Source organism: Pacificibacter marinus, from assembly GCF_900109555.1.
GTDB classification, from domain to species: Bacteria; Pseudomonadota; Alphaproteobacteria; order Rhodobacterales; family Rhodobacteraceae; genus Celeribacter; species Celeribacter marinus_C.
In genome coordinates this window covers 321479-346730 of sequence record NZ_FNZV01000001.1, presented here as the reverse complement: position 1 = coordinate 346730, position 25252 = coordinate 321479, and the positions used below count along the sequence as shown (strand labels likewise).

Below are 25252 nucleotides of genomic sequence, written 5' to 3'. Positions count from 1 at the left end.
ACACATCCCCCCTAACGATTGGTCGTTTGGGGGGAATTGATCTTACTGCTCTAAACGACTGACACAAAACAAGATCAATTGAAGGGCAGTTTCCTGAATTTCGCGACAATTACCTGTTGGCCATGCACAGATCGCCAAAGCATTTGATTAACGGCGCACAAGGCTCAGCTATTATTGCGTGGTGTAGCCTGCTTCACGGAACCACGTGATGGCATCAGCCCCCGCGGGTAACATCATGGGCGTTTGCGCACCAGTGACGGCACGCCACACTGCCTTGGCGACATCATCGGATTGAGTTTTTTCCGTCGCGGATTGCAATGATTGGAAATAGTTTTGCACAAAGGCGCTGTAGGGCGCAGGCACATCCATTCCCATGCGCGCCACTGCATTTTTGCCAAAGGATGTTGTGGGGGCGCTGCCGGGAAAAACCAACCCTACACGAATGCCAAATTCCGCAGCCTCAAGCGCAAGGCTTTGGGTAAAGGCGTTCACAGCAGCTTTGCTGGCGCTGTAGACTGACAAGGCTGGAAGTGGGCGCAGAGTGACCGAGGAGCTGATATTGATAATCACGCCTGAGCGCTGTTCGCGCATAATTGGCATGACCGCTTGCGTCACAGCGATAGTGCCCAAGACATTCGTCTCAAACACTTCGCGTGCCTTGATCATGTTGACGCCTTCCAAAACGTTGAGCATCCCAACGCCTGCATTGTTGACCAACGCGTCGATTGGCCCTGCTTGTGCGATGGCGGCTGCGATGCTGTTTGGGTCTGTTACATCAAGCGCCAAAAACGTGAGGTGGTCATGAGCTGGCAAATCTGCTGCGGCGGGGTGGCGTGCTGTGGCGATGACATCCCAACCTTGGTCCAAGAAGTGATGAGTGATGGCTAGGCCAAAGCCGGAAGAGCAGCCAGTGATAAGGATGCGGGGCATAACGTGATCTCCTGTCGTTGAGTGAGAGAAAGATAGTCATGCCGATCTGGATGATATATAGTTAGATATCCGTATTAATGTATCAAAAGTCCAGTTGCAATGTTTGACTCTTTTTCCGACCCGCGTTCAGACCCTATGGCCGAGGTCGTCGCCCTGTTAAAACCTGCTCCGTCGATTTCAAAACTTGTCGAGGCGGGCGGGCAGTGGTTGGTTGAGCGTCGTGATATGCACAGCCCGTTTTACTGTGCGTTGGTTGAAGGAAGCTGTTTTTTGACGATAGAGGGGCACGATCCTTTGCGTTTGACCGCGGGTGATTTTGTTCTGGTGCCGAATGTCTATGCTTTCACTCTGTCCAGTATCAACGCCCCGCCGCCCAATTCGCTCAATTTGCCTAGTTCGCCGATTGAAATCAGCCCCGGTACGTTTCGTCTTGGCGCTGCGGACGCGCCTGTCGATGTGCGTGCGTTGGTCGGCCATTGCAGCTTTGGCGTGGCAGAGAGTGATCTGTTGTTGTCGTTGCTGCCTGACGTGCTTCACATTCGCGACGAGGGGCGTTTGACGGCTTTGGTGCGGATGATTCATGAGGACATTCGCGATCATCGATTCGCGGGCGATATGGTGTTGACGCGCTTGCTTGAGGTGCTGATGATCGAGGCCTTGCGGACGACTTCGCGCGTCACTTTACCACCTGGGCTGCTGCGCGGACTGTCTGATCCGCGACTCTCTGCGGCTTTACGGGAAGTCCACGCAAAGGTGTCTGGTTCTCTGTCTGTCGCGGAATTGGCGAAAGCTGCAGCTATGTCGCGCTCGGCTTTTTTTGATCGATTCCGTCAAGACGTTGGAATGGCCCCAATGGAATATGTTGCAGCATGGCGGATGGCGCTTGCTAAAAATATGCTCTGCAAAGGTGGCCTGACGAATGCTGAGATTGCTCAGCAGATCGGGTATGGTTCGGCCAGCGCCTTTGGATTGGCGTTCACCAGACACGTAGGTCTTTCACCGGGGGCATTTGCGCGCAACAAAGCCGCAGAGTTTGACGCCTGAGTGGCGTTGTGAGGGGCATAACGCATGGGCGGGCAGGGCCGAACACGGCGCTGAAGTGAGCGTACACATTTCAGTCTTATCAACCAAGTTGGGATATGTGTCTCACATCTGTATCCAACTGGAAAGACTTAGACTTATCCCATGTGCAGTGCTTTTGCTCAGTTGCAGCTTTTCCAGATTTCTTGCAGCTGGTTGGGCAATTCCATCGGCTCGAAAGGCTTTAGAATTACCTCTGTCGCACCCATGGACCGCAGTTGGCTAAAGTCCGCAAGCGACGCTTTTGCCGTTACAAATATGATTGGCACATTGGCGTAGTTTTCACGTTTTCGCAGGTGATGAAACGTTTCTATCCCGTCCATGATCGGCATCATGACGTCAAGAAGGATCATGTCGGGCGCCTCTTCGGGCGCATTATCGACAGCATCTTTTCCGCATACGAACTGGGTCACTTCGAAGCCGCCCACGAGTTCCAAAGACATGCGAGAAATTTCTCGGATATCCGGGTCGTCTTCGACGTGCATAATTTTTTTTAATTCTCTCATGACGCAAATTTACTCTTCTTTCGGCGGGACGCAACTGAATTTATGGCCATCTGTAACATAGTTGTCCTGAGCAAGTAGTTTAGTTGCGCTGAAGAAGCTGTCGTAAATATTGCATTGGTGCTCGCTGCTGATCAATACCCTTGTTTCGCCTTAATTTGACCCAATTTAGAAAGGATTCTCTCCTTATAGTTGAAGATGTGAACGCTCGTGTTTCGAACTAAGCATCAAAGCAGGCCTTATTGCCTAATTGAGTTAAATCAGGAGACTCAAATGACACTTCTTGTTGTCGATGACGATGAACATATTTTGGACCTCATGGACGGCATTTTGAGTTCTTTAGGGCATGAAGACGTAATTTTTGCCTCTAACGGTCGCGAAGCCCTCGGAATTATCCAGAAGGGACAGTACGATTTCTCAACCATGTTTCTGGACATTCAGATGCCGGGCATGTCCGGGATTGATCTGTGCGCCAGTATTCGCAAATTGCCGGAGCACCGCCGCACGCCAATCATAATGCTGACGTCGATGAAAGACAAAGCGCATATTGATGCATCTTTTATGAAAGGTGCCACGGATTATCTGACAAAGCCGGTTGATGTCACGGAATTGGGCGCACGCCTTCGCGTCGCTCAATTGCTGCACGAGGAACAGCAGCGTTCAGAAGAAGCGGTCCGGCGCGAAGAAAGTTTGCGCCTAGGTATGAACGAAGCGAGCCATGAGAGCGCTCACTTTCGCTTGTCAGATCCTGTCAACATTTACGATGTGCCGCGTGTTATCGGCAGCCTTGAAATGGAAAACTACCTTCACCGTTTAAGTCGCGTGAAGCGGTTCATGTTTGGGGCACTTGGCTTTAAAATCCGCAAAGTGGAAACTTTGTATGCCCTAAGTAGCCCGATTGAATTTCACTGCATGCTTACAGATGTCGCAGAGGCTCTTTTTGAGAACATTCGTGTACATGATGCGATGATTTCGTATTTGGGGAATGGTGAATTTATTGCGATCTTGCCACGTGCGCTTCAAATCGACAGAAATGAGCTTGAGACCAATTTGGCTTTGACGTTGCATGAGTTTGGTCTTGTTGAGACTGAAACTGTGCCGATGGGCGTGTCGTTGAGTGTCGGAGAAGTTGTGAAAATGTCGATGTTCGACACAACACCGCAAAAGCTATTCGAAAAAGCTCTTGAAAAGACCGATGCACGAAAACGCTCGCGAAATAAGTTAACAAGTTTTTCTATGATTGCGTAAGTATTTTTAGTAATGTCGAGTGACTGAAGTTTGTTAAATGTGTGGTTTTGAGTATGAATAAGAGTGGATTTGTAAACGATGCAATGCCACCTGAGTTGGCACGCATGATTGAAGGTATGCGAGAAAAATTCATCGCTGATATCTGTGTAAAGCTTCATGAGATCGAGACTCTTCAATCAGAACTGACAAAAGTCGCAGGGCGGGGAGACGCCTTGCGCGCTCTTTCTTTTATTGCGCATCGGTTAAGCGGTGTCGCGGCAACGGTCGGTTTTCGCGACCTTGGAGACTGCGCCTCGGCAGTGGAAGCTGAGATTATGGCACAGGATAAATCGCCTAGCGATCTGTCGCTGTTGTCTGCTAGGATCGATGATCTTCTTGATCACATCGAAGATGCCATCATAGATGGCTAGCCACGCCCAATTAAACTAAGTCCCTTTAAACTAAGCCCCAAATAAAAAAAGGCTCCACCTTGTTTTCATAGGAGGAGTCACTTTTGCTTACAATGGGGGCGAGGCGTTACGCCAAGGGCAGGGCCACTCGGAAAATCGTCCCTTTGTCGTTTTCTGTATCGAAAGAGATCGTGCCTTGCAGCTGCTCTACCAATAATTTTACGATATTGAGACCAAGTCCAGAGCTGCCAATATTGGCGGCATTTTTCCAGTTGGATTTTGTGAAGTTGTCGAACAATGTATCGCGGATACTGTCTGCGATGCCTGCACCGTAATCTTTTACAAAGATCGCCGCCTCGTTACCTTCCTTGCGGGCCCATAGTTCGACTTGGCTCCCTTTATCAGAGGCTTTGACTGCATTTGAGAGCAGGTTGGAAAGTATCTGCGTCACACGCTTAGAAGGGGCGTAGACGTTCAGATCGGGCTCAGTCGGCAGGCTTTTGATCACTACCCCATGATAGGAACCATATCCTTGGTGAGACGACACAACGCGTTCAAATAGCGGTGCAAGCGTGATGAGTTCATTTTGCAATGCGGCATCGGTTTGTGCAATTTCATTCAAGTCTAAAATGTCACGAATGAGATCAAGCATACGTTCACTGTTGTTGCTCGCGATATTCAAAAGGGATTGCCCCTGTTCGGACATTTTCCCCACCGCCCCAGATTGCAACAGTTCGAGTGCGCCTTTGATACTGGTCAAAGGGGTGCGCAGTTCGTGGGTGATAACCGAGTTCACATGTTTGCGCATGTGCTCAATTTTTTCTTTGCCCGTTTCAACATGCAAAGAGAGAATAATAAGCTCACTGTGCTGCTGGTTTTGATTTGGGCCCACTGTATGCGACATACGGCCTATAAGCCGGTGCCCGTCAAAAAGAGCGTTTGATTGAAAGTCAGCGCTTCCTGTTTTTTGAACATGCTTCAACAGCATCTCTGCTGCTTCTTCTGTCTCACACAGACGCGTGTTGGTCAGAGTGGGCGACTTTATACTTTTGCCAGTCGCACCCAGCATTTGGGCGGCTGCGGTGTTCATGTAAATGATATTGCCCGTCTGTGGCTCGATAATGAGCGTGCCATCAGACATAGAATCCCACAATGTAAACATAATAGAAGTACTCGATAAGGACGAAGCTATTCCGTTATCGTTAGCATAGGATTCAGAATAGTAAAAAGTGTTTTTCTTGAAATTTATTTTCAACATTACATACCTCATTACCTTGAAATAAAGTGTCTCGTCGTTTGATTTTACACGTAATATTCAAAATCATTATCAGACAAGACTTTAACTTACCTTAGGTCACTCCCTTTTTAATGTGCTATTTAGCTAAAAGGGTTTTGTGGTCAAAGTATGACATTTTTTTGCCTATAAATTTAAGCAAGCTTAATGTGGATTTTTGATATCTCGTTGTTAGCTTTCTTCGGACCAGCAGGGCAGGGCAAAGATCATCTTGGTCCCTTTGTTCAATTCACTTTCCACTTTGATCCAGCCATTTTGAAGCGCAGCCAAGTCTTTACAAATCGCCAGCCCTAGCCCGACACCTGGGTTTTTTCTGTTGATCCCAGTTCCCATTGCCGCTTGAGCAAATCGATCGAACACGATTCCAACACGCTCTTCAGAAATCCCAATTCCAGAATCTTGGACTTCGAAAACGACCATTCGGTTCGCGATATAACTGCTGATGGCCACGGTCCCCGCATCGGTGAATTTAAAGGCGTTGCCTAAAATATTTGTTAAAATCTGACGGAAACGGGTTTCATCTGCCATCACCGGTACATCGACGAGGTCTTGCGTGATCGTAAGACTTTTTTCATCCGCCAGCGTATGCATTTGCTCCACCACGGATTGGACGACAGATTTACTGTCCACGCGATCTAGAGTGACGCGGGTTGTATTGGCCTCGATTCTGGCGAGATCAAGCATATCGTCAATCAGCGATTTAAGCTGGATACCTGCAGCCTGAATACGGCCGGAAAACTGGCGAATGTCTTTGCCGAAGGCTTCGAACGCAACTTTCGTCTCTTCCGCGTCCCCAGCATCAAGCGCCGTTTTCAAGCGGGTATAGCTTGGCAGTTTTTGAAAGTTTTCGACAAAACTATTGAACCCAAGCACCGCTGAAAGCGGTGTGCGAAGTTCATGACTGATCACATTAAGAAACTGTGTCTTTGCGTCATCCGCCTGTTCCGCCTCTCGCAAAGCAGCATAAAATCGGGTCACATCTTCTGCGGTGCCAATATAGCCCGTAAAGTTACAGCTTTCATCGAAAAGAGGTTTGCCACTGATCCGAATCCAGCTTTCTTTATCGGGTGTGAACCGGAAACTGTAGATAAAGTCCCTAAACGGCTCGTGGCGCAGCATCTTTTTGAACAATTTGCTTTGATTGTCGGATGGGGCGTCATCGTCATACGTAATGAGTTCTTTACGAAACCGTCCTATATATTTTGATGGATCAAGCCCCATCGTGCGTTGGAAGCCTTCGGATATGTAAGTAATCCGCATCTCAGCGTCTTGTTCCCAAAACCATTCTGAGCTGAGATCTGCCACATTCTGCAAACGACTCTCGGCGGCATCGCGTTTTCGCATCGCGGCACGCAGCTCTTCGTTTGACGCCTCTAAACGCAGCTGGTTGTGTCGTAGATCGGTGATTTCCACGCGGAACATGACCAACCCATCTTCAGACGTGCGACGGGTGTAGTATTTGAACCAGCGGTTTTTCTCATAACAAACTTCAAGATCGGACGTTCCTGCGTGTAGTGCGTCTGCAAGACGATCAAAGTCCGTCTCGACTTTACCACTCAGGCGCACTTCGTCGGCGATTTTCAAACGGCGGCCTACGAGGCTTTTTAACGAACGGCCAATGGTTAGCTTACGCTGCATGCCGTTGAGCATTTCACCTGCGGCGGTATTGAACATGACCAGAGCATCGTTTTTGTCAAAGAGCCAGAATGCGACAGGCAGGGCATCAATCGCGTCGTTTAATCGCTGTTCGGCGACCTCTGCGCGTTTGCGGCTGAGAAGAGGGGCGGTGATATCATTCATGATCGCAATTCGGCCGCCATCATAGTTTTTTTGCTCTAGCAGTTGCACCCAGCTTCCGTCGCTCAGTGCCATCGTTGTGCCATTGGAGTTGATTGTCGTATCTCGTTTGAGATGATGTTCAAGCCAAGCCTCTTCATTACCGATTGCATCCAGATATAGCCCCTGTGCAAGCCCCGCTCGCAGAATGCTTTCCAAGGTAGCGCCTTTGACAATCGCGTCACCTGCGTCACCATGAAGGGTGATGTAGCGTCGGTTGCACAATTCAAGGCGATCTTCTGCGTCGAAAAGAACAAAGGCTGAAGGCGCGGTATTCATCGCAGACCGTAGTTGCATCGCTGTTCGCCAGCTTCGGTTCCGAAGCATGTGCAGGTAACGTGCAATCAACAGTGCGCCGAGCGCGGCAAAAAACGTGGAAAATCTGATGAGTGCCATTTTATCAGAGGCAACACGAGATGGGGTGTTAGGTGCCACAGCAAGTGTCCATGTGGCAGACGGCAGCATCATAGAATAGGTGTCTTCGGTGCGGTCGAATACGGATGCTTCACCATAGGCTATTTCCGTTTGATCAAGAACGTTGTGCGATTTGACTGCGATGTCAAACTGATCTGTAAATTCATTCAAGTGGATTTCTTCGAAAAAGGCGGCAGCCGAGAAAACAATCGAAGCCACTCCTAAAAGATCGCCTTGTCCTTGATCTAGGCCAACTTCGCGGATCGGTTCCCGAATGATAAAGCCTGTGTAGCCCTGTAGTAGCATCGACGGGCCTTCGATCACTGTTTTTCGGCTTTTCTCAATTTCTTGAAAAATTGCTAATTTATCAGGGTCTTGGCCAAGGTCACTTCCGAGGATGTTGGCATTTGAAGTAAAGGGGTAGACATGGGTGATGACGTTTTCTTGGATCAACGCCATGTTCACGACCGACGTGTCTTCAACCTTGATCAGGGCGCAGAGGGTTTCAAATTCATCACTTGTGATGTCTGGTGATAGGGAAATCGCGCCAGAAAGACCGCGCGCTAGCAAAAGTTTGTTGTTCATGGATTGCTGTATCCGTGTCGCAATCGTGGATTGCGTTCGGTACAAAGCATTTGTCTGCTCTTCAGCGGCCTGAATTTGGGCTGAGTGCTCCAACGTCAGATCCATTACCAAGCAGACAATAATAATGGCGGCATATGTTGCGCCTTCGATCAATATGTTTATTGATTTGACGCTATTTGTATCGGGCATGCCCAACCTTCCTGCTCGCGGCTATTCCAAGAATTCTGTCTTGTGTGGTCGCAAAATTGGACACTAAATTTATTCCCAGTGAGCGGACTAATAATAAGACCGGAACTCGCCTAAAGCGTGTGTTTTAATTATTGACCGTTTAGCAGGCATTCTTCATTTAATTTGTACTAACGTCATAAATATACGACGAGTTCCAGTTAAAAAGAGCATGAAGTCGTTTTTTATACGACGTGTTATTTAAAAGTTACCTCGCCTTGTGGGTGTAAAATTCCGATTTCAGATGAAGTCAAAATTACCTTCATCCATCAGGTCAGACCAGTCTGTGTTATCTTCGACATCAATCAATAATCGTTCGTTCGTCGAAGGGATTTGCATCATGAACATGACATTTGCATCTAGCTCGACTTTCCAAGCTTTCAAGTCTGAAATGTCATCGACATTGGACTGATTTTCAAACGACAATGTGTCTTCTCCTAGGGTGAAATCCTGAATGACATCCAAATTGCCCACACGATTTTGCCAAGACCCTGACATGTCGGACCAATTCATCAAGTCGCCGTCCTGAATGTCAAAAACATCATTGTCTTCACCGCCATGAAGCATGTCTTGTCCCGCGCCGCCGCGTAGTACATCACTGCCTGTGCTGCCGCGCAAAATATCATCGCCTGCGCCGGCATCAAGGTGATCATTGCCGCTGTTGCCATACAATTTGTCTTGGCCTGCACCACCCCAAAGGTGATCGTCACCACGGTGGCCTGAAAGCGTATCATCGCCAGTGTCGCCAAACAGCATATCGGTTTCTGACCCGCCACGCAGAATGTCATTGCCACTGCCGCCATGCAGGATGTCTTGGCCTTGTCCACCAGACAGAATGTCGTTTTCACTCCCGCCCCAGATCTGATCATCGCCAGCGTCGCCATACAGGCGGTCATTGTCTTGCCCTCCAGCAATCAAATCATCACCGTTGCCACCGCCCACGCGATCATCGCCTTTTCCGGCTTCGATGACATCATTTCCATCGCCGCCCTTTAAAATGGAGCTGGCTGAAACGGTGAGGGTGTCATTTTCATCAAATCGGTTGAGATTTTTGTCGTAAATCCAATCATCGCCAGAGGTGCCCTGAGTGAGGCCCGACTTTGCATAAAGTGCATTTAGGTCTGCGACTTCGTCTTTGAATAACTCAAAAGGCACATGGTTTACGTGATCGACAAAGGTGACGACTTTGAGCGCGTCAATATCTTCTGGCCACAACGAAAAATGCCGTTCTGATCCACCATCACGCGCGCCTTCAAGCGCATACAAAATAGTGTCCCCAATCTTAAGCCAAAACTGTTCTTGATATTCGACGACATCGACACCTTGCGGAAGATCAAGCAGGTCGATTTCATTTCCATCGATCCATAGGCTGTCTTGCGATGCATCAAAATCATCAATCCGCCCAAGAATAGGCACGGCAGCGGCATCTATATTGGTGAATTCAAATTTATCCGCGCCTTTGCCGCCGTAAGCGTGGTGACCTTGCAACCCCATTTCATTGGTCACATCCATCACGATATGGTCGTCGCCCTCGGCCCCAGACATATGAATTTGCCCATGTCCTGGCACTGCGCCGATTAACGTATCATTACCACCATTGCCCCAAAGACCTGCTTGGCCAGATGCGTGATAGGCCGTGAGCAGATCATCACCGCCCCAGCCCAAAATCCAATCACTGCCGCCATCGCCGTGAATGACATCATTGTTGGGTGTGCCTGTGTAGGTTTCGCGGTCTGTGCTTGAAGGTGAGTGATCCATGGGCGCATCTCCGTTTGCAAAATTTAGGTGCAAAAAACGGTCGATCGCGCGACACGGGACCGTTGATTTAGGGTGGGAAAAGGGGAATTAGGGGCGTACGTGCCACGATTTTGGCCCAGAGCGTGCCGAGCCAAATCACGGCGTTACTATGAGATGGGGACGCCGATGTGTTCGCTAGAGAATGCTCTGACGCATGCTAAACCATCGCGTTCCCATACAACTGTGCCTTGGCAGTAGCTGAACTTGCCAACTTTCACTGTTTTGACTTTTCCGTGGTTTTTTGCGGTTTGAAGATCGGTGTTTTGAATGGTCATGATAGGCCTCCCTATGGCGTGAAAATACTGTTAAATCACAGTGCACGATGGGCGAGATTTAGTCCTGACATCTGAGGCATATCTGACCTATGCTTTGGCATAAAAAGAGAGCAAATGTATGCGTTTAGTTTGATTATTTTTTATTTAAAACAAAAGGATAATGATCGCCGTGATATATCAGGGCGATCATTGTTTCATACGTGATGAACTGAGAACTGTCTGTGTCAAACGCGGTCAAAAATCGCAAAGAAAAGCGTGAGCTAAGACGCACGATTTCGAGGCATAACATTGCCCAGAAAAAGTGACTTTATTTGCAAACCTGATATGAGTGCGCGTTAAAAGGGCAGAGGGGTTGCGGCAGGAGTGCGAGAGCCAGAGGCAACAAAAATCATTTGCATGGCATCGTCGTAATGTGCCCAAGAAATTGTGGCGCGATTGCCCGCATGACCATGGTAATATGAGCGCCCGTTTGAAGTTGGTAGACCTGCCCAAATCCGTGCCAACCGGTTCATGAAACGGTGACGAGGCATCTGGCCTGACAGGAACTTGGTATATCCCGCTTCTTCCAACAAAAGATCAGCCAACATATCTTGCGTATCGGCATTAAAGGGCACGTCATGATGCAGCCCGGCTTTGGCGACCAACCGCTTGAGCGTGGTGGGAATAAATTGATATCGCCCAATGGCGTGGTTTTGATTTGGTGTGGCACCAATCCAATCATAGATTTCGCTAATACGCATCTGGCTGGGGGCGTCGTTTGGTTTGCGCCATGCGCTTTTCACCACAGCATCGTACCCTAGGTGCGGGGCTTCTGCGCGCGCAATCAAGCTTTTGAGTTTCTGGGTGGCGGTGTCACCAAACAGGGGCGCGATTGTACGCGTGGTGGCAGTGTATTCGCCGGTCACGAACGATGCTATTTGATACCGCCCGTCATTGCCTGACACGCTAAAAGCGGTGTTGGACACATAGATCAGCGCATCATAGTCCAGTTGAAAAGCGGGTTGATCAGCTTGTGCTTGCAGTGTGTTAAAGGCCAGAATTGTGGATACGGCAAGAGCCGCGGTTTTCGTAAACATTTGATATCTCCTAATGCGACAAAAGAGGTGCCTTGTTGTGACAAATCGCTGGAGACCGTGCTTGGGTGCGAACAGGCAATTGAAAGCGCGAAAGTATAGTGGCGCTAAACCGTAGAGACGCGTGGCGGACCAAAAGGGGGTCGGACACGTCTTTTGGCACACCTATTGGCAATAGTTTGTAAAAAGGTGGCTGCACCGCAGATGCGCTTGCGGTGCAGCCTATTCTTGGCAAATGTGTCGCTCAATTGCCAAGAAATCTGTCGAGTTCGTCCCATAGGCTGTTGTCCAACAACAGATTCAGCCGCAGGTAAAACCCATCTTGATACAGCGCGGATTGGCCTTTGACCTGGCCCGTGCTGTGATTATATCCAAGGGCGATTTGGGTGCCTTTGGTGGGAACAAAACCGATTTCGGCACCAACCCCACGGGTGCTGTTGCCAGCATCATCCCAAAGGTAAGCGGCATTTGCGCCGATTTGGAACCGATCATCCCCAAATTCATAATGTGCGCCACCTTGGATTAACTGGGTGAGGCCACTTCCGCCTGTGTTCAATGCTGAGCGGTAAGACTGGTGCTGGCCTGCATATTTGCCATTGAAACGCAGGTCTTCATCAGCCTCATAGGCCGCATCAACGGACCAAAGATGCGTCACAGAGCGGCCACTCTTTTGCTCAAGCCGATGTTCATACCAGGCCAGAACTTCCACACGCGGTTCATTGATAGGGCGGTATGACATGCCGATCCGTGTGCGCAAACGTTGAATGTCTGCGTCGTTGCGGTTGTCATAGGCGGCACGGATGCGGCCCAAAACTGCCAGATCTTCGGTCACTTGTTCCGCGAGACCCGCATTGGCATAGACAGTTTTACCTGTTGGCTCAAACGTCACTTCAAAATCGACATCTGCAACACGGCTTTCGTCGGGTGTTTGCCATTTTGCGCCTACAGCAACACTGGTCAAACGATGCTCGCCAGCCTCCAAAGCACGCGCATGTTCAAGGTCAAAGGTGTAGACCGTGTTCTCGTCCTTTTGCCACGTGGCTGTGATGCCCTGGTTCAACAAAGTGCTTGCGTCATTGGCGCCACGGCTAAGTTCCAAGTGCCCTTCTAACCAATCGTTCATTTGGTAATCGAACCCAAGATTAAAGCGGGTCATGGTGGCACCATTGCCAAAGCTCAGCGCAGTTTCGTGGTAAACGTTCCACCCCTTTTCAGGTTCGGACTGCAGGCCAAGCGTCAGCTCGGATTTGCTTTGTCCACTGACAGGCACACGTAGATCCACCTTCACTGATGTGTTTACGCGGTCCTTTGGTCGCCACTGTGCACCAAAGCGCAAAGCTGTGCCCGTTTCGCTTGTGTCTTGCGTTTTGCGATGGGTCACTTCAATACCCATTTCACCGCGCAAGGTTGGTGAAAACTGACGGCTGTAAAGCGCTTCAAGTGTGGCGCGTTCCGTGCCAGCATTGCGGTCTGCACTGTATTCAGCACTCAACGCCAACGCCGCTTTGCGATCAAGTTTACGACCATATGTCAGGCGTATTTGCGTTGTACCCGCTTGCGCCAAACCACCGCCCGAAACAAAGTCATCGCCTGTGTAGATAGCTTCAGCTTCAAACCGATGTGTGTCGTCTTGGTAGGTGTAAGACAGGCGTGCAGCGGTATCTTTTGCGCCATATGAATCTTCGGACTGTGCCACTTCCGCTGCCCAGTCGCCGCCATTTGGCGCGCTGTGTGTGACATAAGCTGAAACAAGACGCTCGCGCGCTTCAGTGCCTTTGGCTGCATCCGCATTGACCAGACGTGCGCCAATCATGGTGCGATCTGTCAGCTGATGATTGATCTCAGTGCCGTAAAGCCAGTAGCGATCTGCGCCCGCTTCCTCGACTTCATACGTCACGCGAATAGACACAGGATTGCCGTCCGCATCGAACTGACGCACGGGGGCATCAAAGGTGATTGTATCGCGGAAGAAATCGAGGATGTAATCTGTGCCACGACGCATCGGTTTGGTAGACAAAATGTCCCCTCCGTCTTCGTCGCGTATCAAAATATCAACCCGTTCAGACCCATCAATGTAGTCAGATAAATCGATGTCATAGGGACCAGAAACACCCCGCCCCGCAATTTCAACAACAGCTTGTTCTGCTGTTGTGTGCGCTGCGAAAACGGTCACGGACGTGCGATCATCTTCCCAATGGGCTTTGGCCCCTGTCGCCACACGGCGCAAGCCGCCCAGTTCAAAAGCACTGGCTTCTGGTTCCACAGCGATATCACCGTACAAGACGTATGAACGGCCTTTTTCAACTTTGACGTATAGGTTTGAGGACGATTGCGCATCATAGCCACGCTCAGAGTTATCGCCATACACTGGGTAGTATTCGTCGCCGCGAATATCGCGGAACAGGCGGTCTTCGGTGTCGCGATCACCACTGTAACGCAAGGTCAACAAAGCGTCACCATGGATTGCACCCTTGAGGTAAATCTCGCCGTTCAGACCTGTTGTTGTGTCTTCAAAATTTGAAAACTGACCCTTGGGCAAAACTGGACCAGTGTCACCGCCGCCAAGAGAAATCGCGCCTTCGATCACACCAATCAAGATACGTTCATTCAAGTTGGGCGTAAACGTGACACGCGCTTCGGCCCGATCAAACCCAGAGGTAACAGTGATCACATCTGGACCAGAAACCTGTGGCGGGATGAGATCAAACGTGGCTTCGCCATTGTCGATATAGGCCTGAATGCCAGGGGTGGCGGGGCGGATGTCTTTGACGTCCCACAGGCCACGTTTCGCGTTCAAAGTGATGACAGCACTGGCGGGAACGGGACGTCCGCGCACATCAAGCATACGCACAACCACGGGAACAATAGCCGTCGGATCAGCGCTGGCAGTTTGGGGCACAATCACATCAAGTCGCGCAGGGTCACCCGCCGCTGTCACTGTGATTTCGACCCGCTCACGTTCGATGCCAAAGGGGTCTTTGCCGATCAACGTCAGCGTGTTTGGGCCTGCGCGCAGTTTAACCGCGACATATTCCAATGCCTGAAGGTTCTTTTTCTCTAATGTGCTGCGTTCGCCAAGTTGCGATGCGGACACTTCGTTGCCGTTCAACAGCAATGTGAGCGCCAAATCCATCTTGGCTTTCAGGCGCACTTTTGTGGTGCTGCGGGCCATGTCTTGACCATCATCCAGACCGATAAAACCGGCGGTGTTGTCCAACCCAGCCATGAGTGAGGGCAGAGGCCGCATCGTTTGCACCTGTGCCGCCTTTGCGCGCAAGGATTTGGTTTGGGACGCTTCAGCCGCTTTGTCCAACATATCTGCCGTCAGCTGCGTGGTTGTGGCCACACCAGCCTCAGTACGGGAAGAACGGGTTGCCGCACGCGCGCCTTGGATCGGCAGATCAGACGCGGTTAATGCTTCGGGTTGGCGGTTTTCATCAAACCACGTTTGGCGTGATTGCACTTCATCGAGTGCGCTGGGGGAACAGGCTTGCACTGCGAAATGCTCTGCACGCATTTCTCCACGTTTCAGCGGGACCAAGCGTGATCCTCCACGCATCAAATCATTTGTGCGTGTGACGGAAACCGATGTGCCGCGTGGCAAGGTTTCAGGTTGCACCAAAAACGCATGTGTCACAGGGCGCAATCCATTGAGGGAATATTTTCCGTCGCGGTCAGTGACCACAGACAAGCCTTGTTGTGTGACGATACGCACGCCCGGAATGCCCGGTTCATTTGCGGCATTGCGAATGCCATCGGCGTTACAGTCCATAAACACAGACCCGATCACGGTGCCTTCACGGGCGAAAACGCCACCAGAATTGTTGATATCCACAACCGCGCGCGCCACAGCAGATTCACGGTAAGTGCCGGTGCCAACTTGGCTGCCAGACAAGATCGCTGAATTTTCATTGCGCCCCTCTTGTGTGGCGGCGGTGAATTGCACCACGTAGCTGAGTTCATACGAGGTGAGTGGCAAAAGCGTGCCGAGTTCAAACACCAGATCGCCTTGTGCGTCACGGGTCGGATCAGCCAAGGGCTGCCCATCCAAAGTGACAGAGCCGTCGATCAAGTTTGCCCCACGCGATGGGCGATCCAGCACCTGTGCGTACATCAAAGCTTGGTACATGTTGTTGGTGATATCGAGTGTGTAGCTGACGAATTCGCCAAACCCGACTGTGTCGCGATCTACGGATTTCTGCAAAGACAAAGGCACGCCATAGTAGGGATCAACCGGAATGTCAGAAATTGCTGGAATGCCGCCGTCATGGGCAAAAGTATTCGCATAGCCCGCATCGGTTACGATCCGGCCATAGCCTGGGAAATCCAGACGCACCGAGGGAAAGACCCAAGCGGGGGCATTTTCAATGGCATAGCTGTATGTGCCTGATGCGATTGTATCAAAGGCAAAGAACCCTTGGGCATCGGTTTCGACCGTGTCCATTTCGGCCCCTGTGGTCGCATCGATCAACACGATGGTCGCGTCTGAAATAGGGGCGTTGGTGACAGAGTTGAACAGGAAGTTTCCTGGATTGATCCAAAGCATATCTTCCAACAAACCTGTGCCACAATCAGATGTCGCCAAAATTTTATCGCCATTCGATGTCGCCATAACGCCGTCACCAGATACAGCGATATCCATCACAGCCAACGGTACGCCAGCGGTGGTGAAAGCCCCTGTGTTCGCGCCTGTCTCATAGGCGGTCACAGTTTCGATGTCATCTGTGCGCACAGAGCGCAAAGTGATATCGATTTGATCGATATCTGAGCTGACATTACAAGCACCAGCGATCAGGCTGAGGGCCATGTCGCTGTCAGGTTCACCATATGCCGTGTCAGCGCCAGTTACAGGATCAACGAACTGCAAGGCGGCCAAAAGATCGCCAGTGCGAGCATAGGTGACCGTATTGGATGGAACGGAATTGGTATTTGAAAGGGTCACAAGACCTGTGTTGTCGATATCCACCGGGCCCAATACCAATGGGGACATAACTGCAAAGGTCGGATCAGAGGACCGACCTGCAGGATAGTCACCCGCATGAAAAAACGCGACAGCGTCAATGTCATAAGGATCGGCGGGTGCCGTGCTTAGATAATCGCGCGCAGGTGTATCGCGCAGGTGGTATACGGCCTGCATACCACCTGTGTCGACGATGTCTGCAAACACGGTGTTGAGGGGAATGTCATCGCTGACCAAAATGCCTGACACCTGTGTGCCATCAAGATGCAGGTCTGTGTTATCAATCATGTCATAGGCGGCGACATCTGCGTCAGAATTGTTGCGCAGGCGTAGGGTGTAAGTGATCACATCCGCATCGTCTTGCGTGGCAATGGATTGTGTTTTTTCAAGCTCAAGTGTACCCGCAGCAAGGGTCGAAATCCCCATCGCAGGGCCAGTGGCCTCAATCGGCGCACCTTGCGTGGTGGCGGCTGACAGACGTAGCGCTGATGTCATGACCATAGCTGGTTCTGCCATCTCAGAGACACGGAATTCATAGATAAGTTGAAGGCTTTCGTCGGGAGACAAAGACAGGTTCTCTGAACCGGTCAGAATTTGGTCACCGTTGTCGATTAAGCCATTGCGATTCACATCAAAGGCAAGCTGACCGCCGCGAACGTAACTTGCATTTTCAAGGTCTTCGATGCCGGTTGAAATCTCTAGCGGCATGTTCCCAGTATTCGAAACTGCAAAGTAATATTGCCCCATCGCACCACGCGACAAAACCAAATCGGAATACCCTGTCATTTCCACGGCAGGCACTTCTGCGACGATGGCCTCCACCGGATTGGAATAGACGGTTTCTGTGATACCAAGATTTGGATTGAAATAGCTGGTCTGGGCAATGTTACGGATCACTGTGCCTGGAAGTGCGGCGGCATGGGCCGCTGTCGTTAAGACCGACGTAAGGGCTGTTGAGCCGAAGGATATGGAAAGAACGCATGCGACAACATGAGTGGGGCGAACGGCGCACACATTCAACATCTGAGGTAAACCGCGCATCTGGTCACTCCGCTGAATGGAAAAGGTTGAAAAAATGCGCCCCCACGCCAAGGATGAGGAGAGGGGCGGGGGCGCATTCGGGGTGCCTTACTGGTCCACTTGGACAGTGAACTCGATAGAGGCAAACCCACCGGGTAGGATCGAACCATGATCGCTTGTCACGTTGGACGACGTGATCGTGGCCGTGCTTCCAGCTGGCAAAACTGTCTCAGAACAGGTTCCGCCACAGTTGGTGACAGATGTGTAGCCCGGTGCAGCATCAGAGATGATCACACTGTCGGCCGTGGCCGCACCTGTGTTTTCAGCTTCGATTTTGTAGCGGATACACTGACCTGGGTTCACGTCTTGGCGCAGTTTGCTGAACGTTCCTACGGTGCCATTACAATCGGCATCGATGTACTGGTATTTGGTCAGCGTCATGTCGCCAGAGACGATTACAATCGTGTCTGAGATCGCGTTATCCGCCGTGTCCCGATCCGTTTGAGTGCCGTTGAGCGTGCCATCAAGAGTGATAGTTCCGATTTCTGACACGCCTGTTGTGGCTGTGGATGGGGTCTGTACGCGGTAGATCAGGCTCAGTGACGCACCCGGTGCAAGACCACCTGCGATGTCGTTAAAGTTGTCGACCACTGGGTCGCTTGCATCCAAAACACCATCGTTGTTGGCGTCATAGAAAACCGCACCAGCGAAATCGGTCAGACCTGTATCTTGGATAGCACCTTGCGTGATTGTGACGTTCCCGTTGTTGGTAACCGTGTGGAGCATGTCCACAATGCCACCCGGAGAGGCCTGCACGCTTTGGTCGTCGATGATTGCAACGTCGTAGACTTCGTTGACAGTCACTTGGTTGACGATGCGATCCCCTTGACCAGAGACAGAGGATTCAACCTTAATGTCCACCGGAGTGTCACCTGGAGGTGCAAGATCAGACGGTGTTACGATCACGTTGATCGTCTGGGACTGACCGGCTGGAATGGTGCCTGTGTTCGACACAATCGTGCCATCCGCCAGTTGGAATTCCACGGACCAGCCATCTGGCAACGCTTGATCAAGGGATAGGTTGTAGCTGTCAGACACTGGGCCGTTGTTTTCAACAAGCATTTCGAAAGTGACTGGAACACCGGGATCGGTCGCGTTGGTGATCCATGGAACAGTGCCGCCATTATAGGGCGCTGCACCATCACCTTCGACACCTGCCACGTTGTTTTCAAGATCAACAGCTGCAGCAAGGATCGCACCATCAAATTCGGCTGTGGACGTGTCTGTGACACCTGAACCTTCGGATGTTGTGGTCAAAGCCGCTGTGTAGTTTGTCGTGGCTGTTGGAGCCAAATCGCTTGGCAATTGTGCAATCAAAGTTACTTTGGTGCTTTCACCAATGGCAAGCGGACCAAGGGGGCCAACAACAGGTGTCACACCGTCAGAACCAACAAAGCGGAAGGTGGTGCCATCTGGGAAGTCGACGTTTGAAACGTCTACTGTCAAGCTGTCGGGGGAATTTGACAGGTTGGTCAACACGAACTCTTGCTTGATCACGCCGCCTTGATAAACATCAGTGCTTTCTGTCACCACGTCATCGCGGGCCGCATCGTCGTCAGTGGCTGATGCAATGGCAGGGTTGATAGATCCGTCAATGTTATAGGCCGTGTCAGCGATGGCGACTTGATACTGATTGTCGACCGTCACAGACGCAGTGTTTGAAGGAGGGAACGCAGTGCCATCAACGTTTTGTGTCGCTTTGTTTGTGATGATCCCTGCATTTGCTGCATCAGAGATTGTGGTTTGGAATGTCACGCTGCCTGAACGGCCTGAACCCACAGAAGAGATCGAGAAGTTGACAGTTTGGCCGTCGTCATAATCCCATGACATGCTCTCGCCGCTGCCGTTGGTTGCATCGACCACGGTGGACCCGTTGTCGTCGTCCAGCGCACCACTACTATCGGACCACTGTGCAGAACCGGGAACGTAAACGAGGTTGGCATCAAGAATATCTTGCACCGTATAGTTGTTGGCTGCGGCCAGACCTGTAGAGGAATAGGTCAAGGTGATGGTCACTGTGTCGCCTGCATCTACGATGCCGTTGACGCCGGGATCAGCAACCATGGATTTCACCAACTCGACAATCGCGTCATTGGAAATCGTCAGTGTATCTGTGTTGGTTGATGCCACTGCAGCCGTCAAAACTGATGCGGCTGTGATCAAGATTGTGTCTGTATCAGTTGCAGTCGAGGCAACCGTTGCTTCAATCACAACGCCAAACTGTTCGCCAGCGCCAAGAGTTGGTGTTTGTGTGATCGGTGTGGCGCTATCGGCAACACCATCCATGTCGGCATCTGGGTAGAAGACGAGTGCACTTGTATCAAGCGCGCCTGTGCCCTGTTCAACAGCTGTGAGGCTAAAGGCATCTGGGCCGTTACCGTCGTTGGTGATGATGTGTGGCAAGAATGCTTTGCCGCCGGGCGCAATGGTTTCTGTGTTGTCTGCAGTCAATGTGACACCAGCCACCTGTTGCACAACCGTTTCAACTGTATTCGATGTTACGGTGATGGTGTCACCGGCTGCGTTTTGATACGTCGCGACAGCTTGGTTGCCGATGACGGCGCCTGCTTCAGGTGCTGCGGCATATGCGGCGACACCGACGACCGAAGTTACGGCCAACGCGCTTGCTGTGCGCATGAAAATAGAATGATAGGACACGATGAGTTACCTCTAAGTTTAAAAGGGATTGAAAAGACCCGAAAAGCCGGATCAGTTGACGCGAACGCGATAGGTGTTTTGGGCGGTTTCGCCCGCTACAAGCGCTTCAGACAAAGTCCAGCGCACAGCTGAAATTTCGTCTTCGGGCAGCGCCTCTTCGCGTAGGGTGCCATCTGAACTGACGACTTTGCGCATCGCTGGCAGAGTGGACCATTCCAACCCTTCCAGTTCGGGATCGAGTTCAGCCTGAACTTCGAAAACCGATGGGACAGAAGAACTCTGACCACCGGAGGTGAGGGTCACACCCTCAGGTACAGGAGCGGCAATGATCAGCCCCTGCATATCGTCTTGAGTCGTATTTTCATGTGAGAGGACATAGTGAATGACCTCGCCCGGTTTGACAGAAGCACGTTCGACCAGCGCCTCTTTACCTTCCGCGTCTGTATCGACGACGAGAAATGAAAATGTACTGCCCAAACCATCTGCAAACGCCGGAGCGCCTGTGCAAACCACCACGCCGAGGACAAGCGGCGACAGCTTTTTTAAAAATGAATAAGTCATAAGCGACTTCCCTGATGAGCCGGATGAAACCGGCAGTTGCGCATCTGGTCGTCAAGGAAAGACAACCGCGATAACGCCATCATTTCTGAAACTTAACGACCGCGCATTGGTGCGAAGGAGGGAATGCAATCGCCTGAGAGCTAGGGCGCTATCCGTTCGGATAGGTGTGGATATGCGGGTCGGATAGGAGGTTTGCTGCTTTTGGAGTACGGCGCTATCCCAGCATCAAAAAACGCACCTGCGGGGGCAGATGCGTTTTGCTATTTTTCGGCAGTGTTTGGGGCGTTTAGCGAATCTGAGGGATCAAACGAATCCGGCGTCGCGGGCAATCATGGCCGCATCGGTGCGGTTTTTTGCATCAAGTTTGCGGCACAGTGTTTTGACATGCAATTTGATCGTCACCTCTTGCAGATCCAAATCCCGCGCGATCTCTTTGTTCGATTTGGCTGATATCAATCCGCGCAATACTTGTTTTTCACGATTTGACAAATCGCGTTCAAAGTCGGTTTCCTCAGGATCATCTTTGCCAGACATAAAGCTTACGGGCGCATAGACTTCGCCGGCTGCCATGAACCGCACTGCGTTGACCAAAGATTTGGCGGGCAGGGTTTTGGGTAAAAATCCTGCAGCACCCATTTCCATCGCTTGTTCCGCAATCAACCGAGTGGCCGTGCCGGAAATCAATGCCACTGGGCGACCGTCATTGGCAACGAGTGCTTTTTGCAAACCTTCAAGCCCTTTCATCCCGGGCATGGTGAAATCTAGTAGAACAAGATCAAAAGCCCGTTCGCTTTCAATCATCTCAAGCGCTTCATGTAGGTTTTTGGCAGCAAAGGTTTGTGACCCCCCATCCGCATCCAGAAACATTGCAATGGTTTCGCGGACCATATCGTGGTCATCTGCAATTAAAATACGCAGGGTCATCGGCTACTCCTTAAAAATACAAGTTCAAATATGTCTAGCACGGACCACAGACGTCTCATCAAGGGGACAGTTCGTATAGATAAGCTCTGCAAATTCGGCATCATTGGTGCTATTTGGGCATTTTCCTATACGAAAGGATAGTCCAACTCGACCTATGCAGCATAAAAAATGCGCACGAATAGGGGTAGTCTTTCTTAAGAGCCACAGGAGAGACCAATGAACACGATATTTCGCACCCGTCCCATAACGTCTGCAACTGCCCATGTACCGATGTTTGCAGTTGCTGCTTTTGCGTCTTTGATGACTATCGCGCAAGCCGCAGCAGATCATGGTGACACGGTATTGACCGTTGCGACGCCCAGTATCAAAGCCGAATTGACGCTTGAAGCGTTGATGCAGATGCCCCAGACCACATTCACTACCTCGACAATCTGGACCGAAGGTGAAGTGACCTTTGTCGGTGTTTCGCTTTATGACCTGTTTGCCGCGTATGAAATCACTGAGGGCGACGTCTCTGCCATTGCGATCAATGATTATAAAGTGACTGTTCCTGTTACTGATGCCACAGAAGATGGTCCCATCGTTGCCTACACGATGAATGGCGAAGAAATGCAGCGTCGCGATAAAGGCCCGCTTTGGGTGGTTTACCCATATGATAGCAAGTCTTCCTATCAAACCGAGACTATCTATAGTCGTTCTATCTGGCAGTTGAATCGGCTGGATTCGCAGTAAACCAGTCGAATGATGAGGGGCCATGCACGAAAAAGCCGGAGCAGATATGAAGCAAACTTGGTTTAATGCGGCTTGGTTGATCGCTCTGGTCTTGGGGCTGACGTTGTCAGGTGTGCTCGCCTTTTCAGTGTGGAGCCGTCTTGGCGCGCTCGACACCGCGCAGCAAGATCAACGAGAGTGGCTGTTTTCCCAGCTTGAGGTCGAGTATCTTAAGCTGGTTGAAGCAGTTCACCATGTTGAGTTTGATGAAAATGACGATCTGGATGATCTGCGCAAACGATTTGACGTGTTCTACAGTCGCGTTAAAATTGCTGAGACTGTGAGTAAAACCATATCTGGGCCGATAAATGGCATTGGCGTTCTCAGAGCAGATCTTGATGCATTTATTCCACTTATTGATGGCCCCGACGATGCTTTGCGCGCGCAAATTGGCACATTCGGCGACGCATTGGAAACCCGACGCCATGTCGCCCGTGAAATTGCATTGGCGTCTATTGCGATGGACGCTGAAGCATCGCAAAGCGAACGTGAACAAATCATCTTTCTGATTGAAACGCTTGTGTCGGCGATCATTTTTGTGACGGCCTTTTTGATTGGGGCTATTTTCATTCTGTTTCGGCGGTCCAAATCTTTGCGCCTTGCCACGCAAGACGCAGAGTTCACGGGGGAACGGCTAAATTCAATGCTGCGCGCCTCATTGGATGCGGTGATCGTGGTTGATGAATTTGGAACAATTCTGGAAACCAATGGGTCCGCGAAAGCTGTCTTCAAATACGATCACGATGAAATGCTGGGTGGTTCTTTGATCGATTTACTTGTGCCCGAGCGGTATCGTGGTCGTCTGAATTCTTACTTTGAAAACTACCGCAGTACGGGCGAAACCCTGATTGCCGACCAAGGTCGCGTTGAGTGGAAGATGATTGATAAAGCGGGTCGAGAATTCTCAGCAGAAGTTGTCGCCACGCGCGTGCGGTCTGATGAAAAAAACATGTTTGTCACTTATGTGCGTGACATCACGGATGCCAAGGAAAAAGAAGCCGAAATTCTGCAAAGACGGGACGAGGCGCTTGCGGCGTATAAAGAAAAATCACGCTTTTTTGCGATGATGAGCCATGAGATGCGCACGCCGCTCAATGGGGTGATTTCAGCTTTGCAATTGCTTGATGATGGCAACTTGGACGACACACAACGCAAATATTTGGCAGCGGCGGAAACCTCTGGCGATATTCTGTTGGGTCATATTAATGATGTTTTGGCCATCGAGCGGATTGAGACAGATGAAGGTGCCGAGCCCTCGCCCGTCGATATCGCGACATTGACGGCCACGATTTTTGGCGCAATGACACCTTTTGCCGATGTGTCGGGGGTCCGGTTTCATCTTGATCAGGCGGGGTTGGATGATCGGTTGGTGATGACTGATCCACGTGCGCTGCAACAGATTTTGGTCAATTTACTGAGCAATGCGATCAAATTCTCACCGGATGGTGACGTGACATTGGCCTCTCGTTTCGTCGATGCGCAAGGGGTCATGGTCTTTGAAGTGAAAGACACTGGGATCGGAATTTCACAGGAGGATGTTCAACTTATCTTTGATGATTTTGTCTCGCTCGACAGCAGTTATCAACGCAGAACAGGTGGCACAGGCTTGGGCTTGGGCATTGTAAAACGGCAAGTGCGGCGTTTGGATGGGACAATCACATGTACGTCTGAGCTCGGCCATGGCACTGTCTTTCGTGTCGAATTGCCTGCGCAAGATGTGACTGGTCTGCATGTGAATTCCACGACAGAATCCGTTTCCGACAAGGCACTTGGGCGCGCGCATAGCTTGCCTGCGCAATCTTGCCTTGTTGTCGATGACAACACTGTAAACCGTGAATTATTGCAAGCGATGCTCGAACAGTTGGGGCATCATGCGGTTGTTGCTAAAAGTGGGCCTGAAGCCATCGAATTGGCGCAAAAGTCAGCTTTTGATGTGATCCTTATGGATATTTCCATGCCTGGTATGAGTGGGATTGAGGCCACACAGGCGATTATATCGGGAACCGGCCCAAGTCGCACAGCGCCTTTTATCGCCGTGACGGCTCATGCTTTGCCACAACAACGCGCAGAATTCCGCGCAGCAGGGTTGAGTGGATTCATCGAAAAACCACTGCGACGCAACACCTTGATCCAAGTGCTCTATGAAAGTTGCGCTGGGCTTAAAAATGACATCAAAGATGCCGATAATGACGCTGTGGATCAAGACACTGATTTGCTCGATATGGATCAGATATCTGAAGTTATCGAAGTGATTGGCGTAGAAAAATTCAACACTCAACTTCAGAAATTTCTCATTCAAAGCGAACAAGATCTCGCCTTTATCAACACACGTGAGCGGTTGTGTGATATTCGCGAACACGTCCACGCTTTTGCTGGCGCTTGCGCTGTGATGGGGGCGCGTCAGATGCATCACATTGGGCGAGACATCCAAGATGCGTGTGATGCTGGCGCAAGTGATCGGGTCTGTGATTTGCTTGGTCTTATGTCACAAACATGGTCGCAAACGCGCCTTGAATTGCAACATCTTGTCATGGATCAAGATGTTAAAGTCCTAAATTAACTGAGTGGTGGTGTGCGGTTCTATGCAAAAGCATAGCATCATTATCCTAAGGAATGCGCGCTTTTAGGCAATGGCTTGGCTAAGATGAA

16 protein-coding genes are annotated in these 25252 nt (G+C 50.7%); 5 read left to right on the top strand and 11 right to left on the bottom strand.

Translation table 11 applies throughout. The features are described 5' to 3' along the window. Positions 1-171: 171 nt before the first annotated feature. On the bottom strand, positions 172-930 hold the full coding sequence (locus BM025_RS01560) for an SDR family oxidoreductase (RefSeq protein WP_085847238.1): 759 nt from the start codon (positions 928-930) through the stop codon (positions 172-174). 99 nt (positions 931-1029) lie between these two features. Between BM025_RS01560 and BM025_RS01555 the strand changes: the two genes are divergently transcribed. After that, on the top strand, positions 1030-1974 hold the full coding sequence (locus BM025_RS01555) for an AraC family transcriptional regulator (RefSeq protein WP_085847239.1): 945 nt from the start codon (positions 1030-1032) through the stop codon (positions 1972-1974). Between the two features lie 158 nt (positions 1975-2132). On the opposite strand, the gene BM025_RS01550 is transcribed toward BM025_RS01555, so the two are convergent. Beyond that, entirely contained in the window at positions 2133-2516 is a 384-nt protein-coding gene (locus BM025_RS01550) for a response regulator (RefSeq protein WP_085847240.1), read from the bottom strand. Positions 2517-2786: 270 nt separating this feature from the next. Here BM025_RS01550 and BM025_RS01545 point away from each other — a divergent pair, with 270 nt between their 5' ends. Together BM025_RS01545 and BM025_RS01540 are read left to right on the top strand one after the other, a co-directional pair. Next, a complete protein-coding gene (locus BM025_RS01545; protein WP_085847241.1) occupies positions 2787-3761 on the top strand; it encodes a response regulator in 975 nt (324 codons plus the stop codon). Positions 3762-3814: 53 nt separating this feature from the next. Further along, on the top strand, positions 3815-4171 hold the full coding sequence (locus BM025_RS01540) for an Hpt domain-containing protein (RefSeq protein WP_085847242.1): 357 nt from the start codon (positions 3815-3817) through the stop codon (positions 4169-4171). A 106-nt stretch (positions 4172-4277) separates the two neighbouring features. Here BM025_RS01540 and BM025_RS01535 read toward each other — a convergent pair whose 3' ends face one another. From BM025_RS01535 to BM025_RS01500, 9 genes are all read right to left on the bottom strand, one after another. Continuing rightward, positions 4278-5312 (bottom strand): sensor histidine kinase, encoded by a 1035-nt coding sequence (locus BM025_RS01535; RefSeq protein ID WP_170842083.1) that lies wholly within the window; start codon positions 5310-5312, stop codon positions 4278-4280. 303 nt (positions 5313-5615) lie between these two features. After that, a complete protein-coding gene (locus BM025_RS01530) occupies positions 5616-8468 on the bottom strand; it encodes a sensor histidine kinase (protein ID WP_085847244.1) in 2853 nt (950 codons plus the stop codon). Between the two features lie 276 nt (positions 8469-8744). Beyond that, positions 8745-10262: a calcium-binding protein gene (locus tag BM025_RS01525; protein WP_085847245.1), complete on the bottom strand. Its 1518-nt coding sequence runs from the start codon at positions 10260-10262 to the stop codon at positions 8745-8747. Between the two features lie 146 nt (positions 10263-10408). Beyond that, entirely contained in the window at positions 10409-10576 is a 168-nt protein-coding gene (locus tag BM025_RS19060; RefSeq protein WP_170842082.1) for a hypothetical protein, read from the bottom strand. Positions 10577-10911: 335 nt separating this feature from the next. Further along, positions 10912-11652 (bottom strand): lysozyme family protein, encoded by a 741-nt coding sequence (locus BM025_RS01520; protein ID WP_085847246.1) that lies wholly within the window; start codon positions 11650-11652, stop codon positions 10912-10914. Between the two features lie 241 nt (positions 11653-11893). Further along, on the bottom strand, positions 11894-17650 hold the full coding sequence (locus BM025_RS01515) for a DUF7925 domain-containing protein (protein ID WP_090875126.1): 5757 nt from the start codon (positions 17648-17650) through the stop codon (positions 11894-11896). 87 nt (positions 17651-17737) lie between these two features. After that, on the bottom strand, positions 17738-20347 hold the full coding sequence (locus BM025_RS01510) for a beta strand repeat-containing protein (protein ID WP_244515388.1): 2610 nt from the start codon (positions 20345-20347) through the stop codon (positions 17738-17740). Positions 20348-20398: 51 nt separating this feature from the next. Continuing rightward, a complete protein-coding gene (locus BM025_RS01505) occupies positions 20399-20908 on the bottom strand; it encodes a hypothetical protein (protein ID WP_085847248.1) in 510 nt (169 codons plus the stop codon). A 303-nt stretch (positions 20909-21211) separates the two neighbouring features. Further along, the gene (locus BM025_RS01500; RefSeq protein WP_085847249.1) at positions 21212-21832 is read right to left on the bottom strand and encodes a response regulator; all 621 of its coding nucleotides are present in this window, start codon (positions 21830-21832) and stop codon (positions 21212-21214) included. Positions 21833-22048: 216 nt separating this feature from the next. Here BM025_RS01500 and BM025_RS01495 point away from each other — a divergent pair, with 216 nt between their 5' ends. Further along, complete coding sequence (locus BM025_RS01495) at positions 22049-22564, top strand: putative pterin-binding protein (RefSeq protein WP_090875124.1); 516 nt, start codon at positions 22049-22051, stop codon at positions 22562-22564. 46 nt (positions 22565-22610) lie between these two features. Beyond that, the gene (locus BM025_RS01490) at positions 22611-25163 is read left to right on the top strand and encodes an ATP-binding protein (RefSeq protein ID WP_170842081.1); all 2553 of its coding nucleotides are present in this window, start codon (positions 22611-22613) and stop codon (positions 25161-25163) included. Positions 25164-25252 lie beyond the last annotated feature (89 nt).